Genomic DNA, 12,029 nt, shown 5'->3' on the forward strand with positions numbered 1-12,029 from the left:
AATTTCGAACCCAATGAAGTTCGACGTTCCTCTCGATACCAGAAGCAGTGATCACAGCCACGTCGAGATTTTCAAGAGCTGGCGGTCATTCTCTGACGTATTCGATGGCGCAAAACGAATGCGTGTCGTCACCTACTGTGACTCCCCCGAGTTTATTCTGGACCTCTTCGAGGACCTCGACGACTTGGAGTCCCTAGAGGTGGTCGTCGGGGACGTCTCCGACTACCGCGAGCGCCTCATCGACAAGCCCGACCTCGCAGATCGGCTTGAACAGCTTAGGAGTGAAGGCAAGCTCGTAATCTACCTCTGTGAGAACAAAGAAGTTCACTCCAAGCTGTATCTCATTGAGTACCACAGCTCTGTCTTAGAAGAAGAGGATGAGGACCAGATGACTCTTGGCGGAGAGGCTACGGTTGAAACCGACCCCGAGGACACCGATGACGGTACACCGGCGAAGGTCATCGTTGGCTCCCCGAATCTCTCTCGAAATGCATGGTCAAATCAGACGAACATGGGCGTCGTCTACGATACGAAGACGGACAGTGAGCTCTACGAGGAGTTTGAGGATCTTTATCGTGATCACCGGGACTCGTACAACAGTGGTGGACCCTTCTTGGAGGATCTCTCCGAACAACTCGAACTCTCGGACGATGACCGAGAAGAGGTGATTAAACTGTACACCGAAGGTCGTGTCGGTACACAAGACGAACTTGGAGAGGTTCACGGTCGTCTGGCGGACCATATTGATGCAGAAGTTGAAACGGTGGATCTTGCACTCGATGGAGGCACAGATACCGCCGCAGAGCAGGGATCAGAGGAACCAGAGCTCGATACAGAAGGCGAATCTGGCGAAAATGATCCAGATTTGGAAGATGCGCCGCAGGACCGCATCACCTTGTCTCTACGCGGGTACGAAGAGTCGACAGTTGATACATTGTCGCAGATGACCGACTTCGATGCGACAGTGTCGAATGATACGTTGACGACGACCCCAGATGCATTTCAGCGGTATGCGCAACAGGTGTTTGATGTCCCGACAATGCACCTGAACGAGTCCAAGGACGAACTCAAGTTCCACTATGACGGCACGGTCTATCGTGTTACACAGCCCCCGTCTAACCCAGAGCAGGTCGATCAGGCGCTCGCTGAGATTGAGGACTACTTTGCGACGGTGGACAACTATGGAAATTCCAACAACCCAACAGCGGTCAAAGCCCACATGTACGAAGCACTACTCTGGTTCTTCTGGGCCCCATTCGCCAATCGACAGGCCGCGTTCTACCGTGAGCACGGGATTAACCTTGACAAGGCTCTCCCGTACCTCTACGTCTTTGGCGAGTCAAACGGAGGAAAAGGGACATTCTGTCGATTTGCCCTGTCACTGATCAGTGGGAACCGTGTCGAAGCACCCGTCGACGCAGACGAAATTGGGAAGCGAAAAGTCCGGAATCTGCGTTCAGCACACACGTCATTCCCCGTCGTCGTCGACGACATCACAAAGCAGAAGGTGAATTCGCTGGACACGCTTCGAAACTACTGGAGTGGATGGACCGGCGAAACGGCCTATCCGATGTTCGCCTTCATCTCGAACGATAAACGGCCTGGAGAGTGGTTCCGTAACCGTGCTAAGATCCTCCGATTCGACGTGAATTTTATGACCTCACATCAGGGAGAAGCTGAAGTAAACCGTCTAATCGACACGGAGAACCCGATTTTCCAGTGGTTCGGCTACGAGTATCTCAACCGCGATCTCGAACTGGGAACTGACTCTGACGCACTTCGAGAAGTGAGAGCGGCCATGCAGGACCTCTATGAGTACGCCGACCGACCGCTGCCAGACTACTTCCCCACCGAACCGGCTGAGCAAGCGTATGATACTGGCAGAGAGCGCTGGAGAAACCTCCTCGACCGAGAGGACGTCGAAATCGCCAAAGACAGTGACACGCTACAGGTGACCTTCCCGGAGTCGATGAACTTCGAACTCCACGAGTACAAGCGCGACCCTCCCATGACGGTTCGAATCGAAAAGCGGGGACTCGATTTGATCATCAAGACGCCGGACGAGTTCTTCGACTGGCTTGGTGAGACGACTACCGACGATCCACGAGAAGGATTTTTGTCACGCGCTCGTAGCCTTCTGAAGCGGTGACCAAGAAATTTGTATAGATCGGCGGACGCGATGTGAGCTTCTCGTGGTACTCAACACTGCTGAATACACTCCAAAGATTGTCGTTTGCCCCTCGAGCTTGCGGATTTCGTACACTGGGGAGTCAAATCCGATTGATCCATCTCACAGCATCTCCCAACGAAAGGGCGCAATTTCTGATTTAGCGTGTTTCGAATGTTGCTAGTGGCAAGATATAAGTCATCCCAGAATAGATGTAGTGGTATGGGAGATGAAGACCAAGGGGAGGAGAACCGGACGTACCCGATCCACATCGGGAATACGACGATTCGGTTCGACGACCCCGTTCAGACCGCAGAGACGATTATGATCGAAGCAGGAACAGATGAGGATAAAACCGACCAGAAGTGGCTCTACGCTCTGGAAGGAAAGAACAAGCCCAAGAACACTCAGTTCGAGGACTCCGACACCGTCGACCTCAGTGACGAGAATCGGAAGTTCTTCCGAATTGTCCCGAAGGGGAGCGGTCGGTCGTGAGTGAAGGCGAAACGTCGACGGGCGAGATGGATGGGCCTTCCCCACCAACCAGGCTCGCAGAAGAGAATCTGAAACCTTCGTTTCAGAAGGCGCTTTCGGCCCTCAGAGAAAGACACACACCAGCAATCCCGGTTGGAAGACACGACGGGGAAATCGCAGTCTGGCTTGGTGAGTTCGACTTCAATGTGTATCAACACCCCTACACACCAGAGCAAGCGGAGGTGTACATTTTCCTCCCTGAGAATTTCGTCAACAGCGATCCTCACTGGGTTGTGACTGTCCCGCCAGTCGAACGTGCCGATCGGGAGGGATGGAAAGACAACAATCCGGCCCGTCGTGACCAAGACAAGTATCTTCAGAACGACTTGGGAGTCGATCAGGGAATTACCTTCAGCCTGCGGTGGTCACACCTGAATTTTAAGCCAGAAAAGCCGGAGCACGCTGTGCGTGCAATCGAAGTGATCGACGCAGGCTTCGAAACGGGATAGCATGACAGGAGCGTACCGTGCCCGTGCAGTCGGTGAGAAGTCGCCACCCAGTCAGGCGGCAGAATTCCAGTTTGCGCTCAGTGAAGAGACATGGGAGACACTTGATGGATTCCTGAAGCCGCCAGAAGGCCACCATCTGCATGGTTTACCCGAGCGAGGAGCGATCGGAATCATCACCCCGAGCACGGGAGACAGAAGGACGACGTACCTGTTACAGAAGGTCGTCGAACCGGGCCCGGGAGACGTCTACTTCGACGGCCAGCTAAAGTTCCACCCAGACTATACGCTGCGAGCAATCAACGAGGCTGCAGAAGTGGCAGGAGCGGGTCTGATCTTCATCCACACCCATCCGGGAAGCGGTGCGACTCCGTCTGGCCCCGACAAAATAGCTGACAAAGAAGAACTGTACGACATCGGTCTGAATCTCGGCTCGGAGGTCCCGCTCGCAGCGGGTATCGTGACTGATCGTCCTAACGCCGAGACTGGCCAACGCGAATGGTCGGTTCGGGCGTATGAGTTCGTCTACCCGAACTCATCAAAGGCTGAAGGGGCAAGCCGTACCGGAGAGGAAACAGGTGAGTTCACGCACGCAACAGCGGTCCGAGTTGTAGGTGAACGAATCAAAAAGCTCCCAACGATCAGGGATGCTGCTGGGCCGGCTGGTACGGGCGGAGCGATCGACTCAGAAGCTCAGGATTCTACGGTAGAGCTCTGGGGGGAACGCGGTCAACAGACGCTTGCTGGCTTCCGCGTTGGAGTCGTAGGCCTCGGCGGCGTCGGTTCGCTCCTCGCCGAACAATTAGCACGTCTCGGTGTAGAAGAAACGATCTTCGTCGACTTTGACTACCTCGAACGTGCGAACCTCAATCGGTCTTACGGCGCTACAGCTGATGATGTCGGTAAGCCGAAAGTCGAGGTGGCAAAGAAAGTCGCGGAGCGGTCGGCGACGAACCCGCGGTTCACCGCACAGGCAGAGTACGGAAGCGTAGTCGAGGAAGACGAGGAGCACGCTTGCCTTCCACAACTGCTCGACTGCGATGTCATTATCAACGCCGCTGACACGCACTGGGTTCGATTCCTCCTCGACGAGGTCTCACATGCCCACCTCATTCCTGTTCTCGACGGGGGTACCGAGCTCATCCCGAATGACGAAAAAGATGAACTCGACATCGGGTCTGGATCGCTTGTCTCCGCTACTGGACCAGGACATCCCTGTCTCGAGTGTACTGGCCACTGGTTCCACGGAGATGAGGAAGAAGGCGTGATTCACGACAGAGAGCCAGATGCCGCCCGTGGAGCGGGATACGTCCAAGGCCTGGATGACGGTGAAGAGCTGGCGGATGATGGTGAAGGTGATGAGCGGGCGCCCTCCGTGGCCACGAACAACGGGCTCGTGGCATCACTCTTGGCCCTTCGTTTCCAAGCGCTTGCAGTCGGCATCACCTCACAAGCTCTCGTTGGCAGTCAGGAGTATGATGCTCTCTTTGGTATGGTTGACTGGCAAGAAGATAGCAATAATGAAAAACGGATCTCGTGCAAGGAAGCCTGCGACCGGAAAGAAGCACTCGCACGGGGAGATCACTACGAGTTGCCGACTGAGCCCGATCCGACGTTCCGCAAGGTCCTCGAAGAATACAGAGAGGACGATCAACAGCAAAAGACCACCCCGGATGCTGAAGAGCAAACAGAGAGAAGCGTGTTTCAGCGCATTACGGCGTATGTCGCTCGTCTCGTGAACCGAAGTTCGAAGGAATCGTCTCAGTAGAGCGAGAATAGACAACCACAATACAAGATCACGTGAATCGAGAACCGTCCGTGGAGAAGACAATCGAGTGGCTTAGAGACCGCCCCTACTACGAGGGTCAAATCACCCATCAAGAGCGAACGCCAGGGGCCTCGGCCGAAACCTCACCAATCGATCTTGATCACCGGTTAGCGAGCGCACTCTCTCGTCACGATATCAACGAACTCTTCCAACACCAAGCGGACGCAATCGAAGTCGTCCGAGACGGAGGCAATGTCGTGCTCGCTACTCCGACGGCTAGCGGTAAGAGTCTCGCCTATACGGTGCCAGCACTCGAACGCGCTCTTGATCACCACGGTAAGACGCTCTATATCGCACCGATGAACGCTCTGATTAACGATCAAAGGGATACCATCTCCAAGATTGCTGCAGATCTTGAGGGAAGTCAGAGCGTCGACGTTGCGACATATACAGGACTACTGACGGACTCCGAGAAACGCGAAGTCTGGGCCCGCCAACCAGATGTTCTCTTGACCACCCCCGATATGATCCATAAAAGTTTGCTCCCATATTCTAAATCACCAAAACACTGGAAGTGGCTCTTCCAACAGCTTGAGACGGTCGTCGTCGACGAAGTACACGAGTTCCGAGGGATATTCGGAAGCCACGTCTCACTTATTTTCCGTCGTCTCTCACGTTTGGCAGAGTACTACGATTCTACTCCCCAGTACATCTGCTGCTCTGCAACTATCGGGAATCCAATCGAACACGCAGCAGCAGTCACCGGACAGCAACCTAGCCAGTTCTCACTAATCAACGACGATGCCAGTGCGACAGGCCCTCGCCAGTGGGTATTCTGGAATCCTCCGCTAAGAGAAGACGAGGAACCGGAGGCAGAATCGGCGACAGCCGACGGACTGCCTTCAAATACAGAAGGCAATTCTGAAGCGAGTCCATCACCATCAAGCGCGGTTGAAGTACCCCACCACAACGAGATTATAGGCGGAGAGCGCCGTTCCCATCACCCAGAAACGGTGCGGTTGTTCTGCGATCTTGTTCAACAAGGGTATCAAACGCTCGTCTTCACACGGGCCAGACAGGGAACCGAGCAGTACGCAAACTGGTGCGATAGCAAACTTCGAAAGCGTGGTGAACACGAGCTAGCAGACCAGGTTACTGCATACCACTCAGCACTCCAAGACGAGCGTCGGACCACCATCGAGGCAGGGCTTCGCGATGGATCCATTCGAGGTGTCTGGAGTACGAACGCACTCGAGCTCGGCATCGATGTCGGCAGTCTTGACGTCGTCCTTCTTGATGGGCATCCAGGAACGAGCATGAGCACATTCCAGCGCGCGGGGCGGGCAGGACGTGGAGAAAATCCGAGTCTCGTTGTCCTCGTAGCAAGCCCGAATCCGTTAGACCAGTACTGTATGGCGAATCCGGATCTCCTGTTCGACGGTGACCCTGAACAAGCAGCAGTAAACCCCGCAAACACCCAAATACTAGATGACCACGTCTGCTGTGCGGCTCAAGAGCTGTTCCTGCGCACCAGTGACGACACCTACTTCGGCGCTGAATATTCGACGACTGTAGCGTCTCTTGATGACGCGGACCAATTAGAGCGATTTAGCTCTCGAACCGGTCCCCGGTGGAAGTACATGGGAGAGGACAGCCCGCAACACACGATGGACATCCGCTCTATCGATGATCGGCAAATCGAACTCTATGATAGACTGCGTGATAGGACACTCACCTCGCTGCCGTTTGGCGATGCGCTTCGTGATGCACACCCCGGTGCAATCTATCATCATCAAAAGGAGTCATACCGTGTGACAGAGGCAGAATTCGATGCTGACCGTGTGCTCCTGAAGTCCGTGAATACGATGGGGTATACCCGTCCACTCACTGAGAAACGAATTACTATCGAAGAGGAGCTCAAGACGGGCGGTCTCGCCTCGCGGGAGACCGTCTCTATTGGATTTGCGGATCTCACGGTTGCCGAAGAAGTGACGGGATACATGCTCTATGACCACCCATCAGATGAGGACGGCGTCGAGCGGGCTTTCGACGATCCGCTTCCTGAACGGACAATTCGCACCCGTGGGCTCTATTTCACAATTCCGCCGCAGATCGAGCAGGACATCAAAGCTGCGAGTGAGGAAGAGGACGGATTTCTCGCGAGTATCCACGCTCTGGAGCACGCACTAATCTCTTTGTTCCCACTCGAGATTCTATGTGCTCGTCGCGATGTTGGTGGGCTCTCGACCGAGTATCATCCGCACACTGGATGGAGCACGATTTTCGTCCACGATGGTCATCCGGGTGGAGTCGGACTTACTCGAGAAGCGTTCGAGAAGCTGGAGACAATGCTTGAGCGCACGTTGGAAATGCTCTCTAGCTGTCCCTGTGAAGACGGGTGTCCATCGTGCGTTCACTCGCCGCAATGTGGGAATGCGAATCGGACGCTAAACAAGCAGCTCGCAATCCGTCTTCTGAAGCAACTGTTAGGGGTTCCTGTTCAGCCATAGGGAAGACTATAGTCCGTCATTTCAGTACTCTATAGACCTACTGGCCGGTGAGAGCATAGAGATTGATAGCTACCACGGATCCCAGTAGAGATACTTTTGAATTCGTCTAAGTTCTGAGATAGGGACATCGCAGAGTCGCTAGTCAGAAAGTATAAGCCAGAGGGTTCCGATAGTGAGTGTATGACCAACACGCGAAACGAGGGACACCCTACCTATAGCCGACTGGGACAGGGAACAACCACCCGCTGAGACATGGCGGGCGACCTTGGAGTACGTCTGCTTGCTCTTCGGTGTGACGCGCTAGTCGACGCTACGACGACCGCCATCGAAGATCTCGTGGATTACTTCGATGCGGATCTCATCTACATTGTCGAAGAAAAGCTGGACATGCGAACGGTGAGCACTGTCGAACGGACTGCTTCATGTCCGGTAATTCACACTCGGCGTAGCGCTGTTCACACCGAGACTGTTGCCGGGATCACCGTGTCCATCGTCAGTTCGCTCGACTTCATCGGTGGGGCCTCTACCGCTAGTGGACAAGGACTCCCAGACGACGTCGACTACGTCATCTGTGATGAGATCCAGACGAACGCCGACTCAGTCACATTGGAGGTCTCGCTCGATGGCCTCGAACACCTTGCTCGCTTCCAACACCGAACTGACCGAGAAGCGACGTTCCTCACCGGAGCCATGGAGGCTAGTTACGATTTCGTGTGGAAGGCCGACGTCAACGACGAGAGCGTTCGCCTTCCCGTCCGCGGGCTTGCTCCAACCCGTCGGCAAGGGGCACCCGAACTCGCCTGCATTTCGCTTGATGTGGGCGGCCGCATCGCTGTGTCCACGACCCCAGCGGATAAATTCGGCCTCCGAGCGCTCTCGGGTGTGGGCAAGGGAACCGCCCCGAAGCTCTCTCGGAATGGGTATGAGACGCGTGACGACGTCGCAGCCGCGACGGAACGCGATCTTCGTGAGGTTCGAGGTATCGGTGAGTCGAAAGCGCAGAGCATCCGCCAGAGCGCCCACGCGTTGTCCGAAGGATGCGTCATCCGTCTCACAGACGAAGCCGTCCCCGCAGCAGACTACAGTCCGCTGTTCATTGATATCGAGACTGACGGCCTCAACCCGAGTATCATCTGGCTCATCGGAGTCTACGACCCTGAAACAGACGAGTACGTTGACTTCATCGATACGGAACCGTCGCGAGACAACCCAGGGAAAGCCACCCGAGAGTTTGTTTCGTGGCTAGCCAGCGAGTACGATCGCACGTCCCTCATCGCGTGGAACGGCCACAACTTCGACTTCAAACACCTCAGCCGATTCATCCGAGGACACGCACCGGAGTACGCAGACTACTGGTCGGACTCCGTGTTCGAGTACGACCTGTTCGATTGGGCCGTGCGAAAAGACAACGCCATCCTCCCCGGTCGGACGAACCGGGTCGAAGACGTCGCTGAGGCTCTCGGGCATGGGCGCGACTCGGCTGCTGCCGCCGTGGATGGGAAATCACTGGCGAAGACCATCCAGCGGCTTCTCGTATCTCCAGAGCGCGCTCGTGACGTAGACTGGGACACTGCTCGGGCATACTGTGAGGCAGACGTCCGTGAGCTGGCTGCAGTCTACGAATCCATCGCTGAGGCAACACCCGGCCACAAGCGTACCAGCGCTCCTGCTGATGAAAACACCACACAAACCGGACTCATGGACTTCTAACAATGCACGACGACCACGATACCGACCACAGCCAGACAGACCTCACGACCAGCTCGAAGGACAACACCAACAACGGTGACATCGATTTCGAGACTGACATCCTCCAACTCACCGGCGAGGAACTCGAGAGTACCTATCCAAATAACCGCTACTTCGGGCAAGTTCATGAGAACTTCGAGATTCCTGCTCGTGAGGAACAGACTGTTCCAGCAGGGGATGTGCTTCCGCCCAAGATCGCTCGAAACCTCGAATTCGACCCGTGGAGCCACCAAGCAGAGGCTCTCCAGGTGCTCGGCCGCGGTGACAACGTGTGTGTGGCGACTAGTACATCCTCGGGGAAGACGCTGGTCTACGGTCTTCACATCGCTCGTCAATACCTTGAGAATCCAGAGACGCGGTCGCTTATCGTTTATCCGACAAAGGCGCTCAGTCGCGACCAGGAGCAAGAACTCAACGAGTTCCTTCGTAACACGCTTGGGCTGGATATCAGTGTCGGCGTTTACGATGGTGACACGAAGAGCGAGGAAAAGTCTCGCATCCGCGATGAGTGCAACGTCGTAATCACGAACTTCGTCGGGCTGAATCAGTATTTGGAGAGTCACCACCTGTGGGCAGACTTCCACTCCAACTGCTCGCTAGTCGTTATCGACGAAGCCCACATGTGGACTGGCCTTGGTGGGATGCACGTCGCTTGGATCCTCCGACGCGCCCAACGGATCATCGATTACTACGGCGGCGATCCGCAATACGTCCTCACGACGGCGACGATCGGCAATCCTGCCGAACACGCTCTCGCACTCACGGGAGAGCCTGCGGCGGTCGTCGACGAAGATGGATCACCACGAGGCATCCGTCACCTCGTCTTCTGGGATCCTCCAATGAGTGGTGATGACGGTCTCACCGACGACATTGACTCTCCGGCGCTGTCGAAGCGTCCGGCGACGGTCGAAGCCCCGGAAGTGTGGGCGCATATGTGCCAGAAGAACGTTCAGTCGCTCTTGTTCTGTGACTCGCGAAAGCTCACCGAACTGTCCGTCAATCGCGCGAAGCGGTTCATCAGCGATCCAGAGAACCGATATCAGGGGAGACCGGACTTCGCATCCTACCACGCCGGACACGGTAAACAGTCGCGTCGGGGGACAGAGTACCAACTCAAAGAAGGACAGCTCGATGGCGTCTCGACGACAAGTGCCCTGGAGGTCGGCATCAATATCGGGGGCGTCGATGGGACCGTCCTCATGGGCTATCCGGGGTCGCGGCAGTCGTTCTGGCAACGAATCGGTCGATCGGGCAGAGGGACGCGAGATGCGCTCTCTGTGTTCGTCCCGAGTCACTCCACGCTCGACCAGTATATTCTCCAGCACCCGGAGTACGTGCTCGAAGAAGACCACGAGAGCGCCGTCGTCGACCTTGACAACAATCCGGTGTACCTCCAGCAACTCAACTGTGCCGCGCAGGAACTCCCTCTCACGCGCGATGACGCGGAGGATTTCGGAGGCGAGGAACGACTGGAGCGTGCCGTCGAATACGGTCGACGGAACGGCGACCTCGAAGGATCTCTCGACAGCGGCGTGATGTACGCTCATCGCGACCGCCCGCAGGACGCGATCAGCCTGTACTCCTCTGGAGGAAACACTTTCGACGTCCGGCTAGCTGGTGATGGGTCGATTGATCATCAACCAATCGGTCGTGACCGGGCCTACAGAGACTACCACGAGGGCGCAACTGTTCTCCACCAGGGCGAGCAGTATCAAGTCGTCGAACTTCGAGAAGACATTCCTCAGCCGTACATCTCACTTGAGAAAGCGAACGTGAGCTACTACACCCAGTCCCAGGGCCAGGTCAACATCTACGACACGGTCGTCGAGGACTCGCGCGAAGTCGGGCCGTTCACGCTCAATTGGGGGTATGGAACGGTATCTGTCCACTATAGCACGTACCTCAAGCGAGAAATCGGAAGCGGGGACGTACTCGAGCTGGGTAATGAAACTGGTGTGCCCCCGTTAGAAATGCGAACCCAGCTGTGTTGGGCCGAGACTCCCAACGACATCGAACGGGCGATGCTTAACAAGCACTCGGAGTACCATAATCCGGAGTGTATCAATCTCCCACCGAGGCTTCACGGCTACCTTGGAGGCATCCACGCCGTCGAGCACGCCATGATTGCCGTATCGCCACTTGAGCTGAAAGTCGATGGCGGTGACATCGGGGGTCTCGCGACCAATCGTCTTCCTGGTAATCCCGACAAGAGTGGATGGTTTATCTACGACGGTATCGAGGGAGGTCTCGGGTTTTCGCGGTCGATTTACGAACACTTCGAAGACGTGGCCCGACGTGCTCACGATCTCATCGTCGACTGTTCGTGCGGTCGTGATGAAGGTTGCCCGGCCTGTACAATGGACGACCGTTGTGGTAATGACAACCGCCCGCTGTACTCTCCAGCAGCTGCAGATGTTCTTGAGCATCTGCTTGCCGATCAGGATGTCGATGACCTCGATGAACATCTACCGGAGACGGATAGCGAAGTACATCCTGTCGATGAACAGCGACCACCTGCTTCGATTTCATGAGTCACACCCTTTTCAGTTTACGGTAGCTTCTTGAATCACCCACTCTGTGTGCCGAATCACTTCCCATCGGCGACGATAAAGAGGTCTGTGAGAAGCGAGCGTTGAACTTTGAGACAGCATAACCTTCGACAATAACGTACTCGTGGCCCGCTTGTGTGACCCCCTCGAGCAGTTGATGAGCGTGTCACTTCAGTAGTTGAAGCTCATGTCTGTGCCAATTCCGTCTCGATACGTGAGGCCTAGGTCGAGGTCCTCGCACATCCGGTTGAGCATCCACGATCTCTCCATTCGTCTCGAAGGTAGCCTTGACCCCTGGCGAAAACA

Annotated in this window: 7 protein-coding genes; all 7 read left to right on the forward strand. The window is 55.7% G+C overall.

The features are described 5' to 3' along the window. Positions 1 to 13: 13 nt before the first annotated feature. The 7 genes from LAQ74_RS20040 (at position 14) to LAQ74_RS20070 (ending at position 11,705) form a co-directional block, all read left to right on the forward strand. Positions 14 to 2,149, forward strand: a complete 2,136-nt coding sequence (locus LAQ74_RS20040; RefSeq protein ID WP_224338353.1) for a phospholipase D-like domain-containing protein — start codon at positions 14 to 16, stop codon at positions 2,147 to 2,149. A 240-nt stretch (positions 2,150 to 2,389) separates the two neighbouring features. Next, entirely contained in the window at positions 2,390 to 2,662 is a 273-nt protein-coding gene (locus tag LAQ74_RS20045; RefSeq protein WP_224338355.1) for a hypothetical protein, read from the forward strand. Continuing rightward, positions 2,659 to 3,150 carry a hypothetical protein gene (locus LAQ74_RS20050; RefSeq protein ID WP_224338356.1) on the forward strand — a complete coding sequence of 164 codons (492 nt, stop codon included), beginning with the start codon at positions 2,659 to 2,661 and terminating at the stop codon, positions 3,148 to 3,150. Before LAQ74_RS20045 ends, LAQ74_RS20050 begins: the two co-directional genes overlap by 4 nt. Before the next feature lies 1 nt (position 3,151). Next, the gene (locus LAQ74_RS20055; protein ID WP_224338358.1) at positions 3,152 to 4,915 is read left to right on the forward strand and encodes a HesA/MoeB/ThiF family protein; all 1,764 of its coding nucleotides are present in this window, start codon (positions 3,152 to 3,154) and stop codon (positions 4,913 to 4,915) included. 50 nt (positions 4,916 to 4,965) lie between these two features. Then, complete coding sequence (locus tag LAQ74_RS20060; RefSeq protein ID WP_224338359.1) at positions 4,966 to 7,425, forward strand: DEAD/DEAH box helicase; 2,460 nt, start codon at positions 4,966 to 4,968, stop codon at positions 7,423 to 7,425. Between the two features lie 252 nt (positions 7,426 to 7,677). Then, the gene (locus tag LAQ74_RS20065; protein WP_224338361.1) at positions 7,678 to 9,135 is read left to right on the forward strand and encodes a ribonuclease H-like domain-containing protein; all 1,458 of its coding nucleotides are present in this window, start codon (positions 7,678 to 7,680) and stop codon (positions 9,133 to 9,135) included. 2 nt (positions 9,136 to 9,137) lie between these two features. After that, complete coding sequence (locus LAQ74_RS20070) at positions 9,138 to 11,705, forward strand: DEAD/DEAH box helicase (protein WP_224338362.1); 2,568 nt, start codon at positions 9,138 to 9,140, stop codon at positions 11,703 to 11,705. Positions 11,706 to 12,029 lie beyond the last annotated feature (324 nt).

It is taken from the genome of Haloprofundus halobius (genome assembly GCF_020097835.1).
Taxonomy (GTDB): Archaea; Halobacteriota; Halobacteria; order Halobacteriales; family Haloferacaceae; genus Haloprofundus; species Haloprofundus halobius.